At 67.5% G+C, this 544-nt stretch carries 1 protein-coding gene; it reads right to left on the bottom strand.

The window, feature by feature from the left end; translation table 11 throughout:
• The coding region (locus P353_RS04100) for an aldehyde dehydrogenase family protein (RefSeq protein ID WP_034365714.1) at positions 1–544 on the bottom strand (544 nt) is incomplete at both ends.

Below are 544 nucleotides of genomic sequence, written 5' to 3'. Positions count from 1 at the left end.
GCCAGCGTATAGGCCGTCTTCACCGTGGTGTAGAACTCCTGGGCATAGCGGCCCTGCTCGCGCGGGCCGTAGCTTGAGCCCTTGCGACCGCCAAACGGCACGTGGTAGTCCACCCCCGCCGTGGGCAGGTTGACCATGACCATGCCGGCCTGGCTGTGGCGCTTGAAGTGCGTGGCGTGCTTGAGGCTGGTGGTGGCAATGCCGGCCGACAGGCCAAACGGCGTGTCGTTGGCCATGGCCAGGGCTTCTTCGTAGTCCTTGACGCGGATCACGCTGGCCACGGGGCCGAAGACTTCTTCGCGGTTGATGCGCATGCCGGCTTCGGTGTCCACGAACAGTGTGGGCGCCATGTAGTAGCCCTCGTTGCCGCTGCCTGTGTGGCAGGCGATGCGGGCACCGCCAGCGGCCAGGCGTGCGCCTTCGGCCTTGGCGATTTCCACGTAGGAGAGGTCCTGTTCCAGCTGGGCCTGGCTGACCACGGGGCCCATGTCGGTGCCGGCGGCGCGTGCATCGCCCACCTTGATGCGCGCCATGCGCGCCTGCA

Source organism: Comamonas testosteroni (genome assembly GCF_000761245.1).
GTDB lineage: Bacteria > Pseudomonadota > Gammaproteobacteria > Burkholderiales > Burkholderiaceae_C > Comamonas > Comamonas testosteroni_C.
The sequence above is the reverse complement of the archived record's forward strand: the minus strand, read 5'-3'. Positions and strand labels throughout refer to the sequence as shown.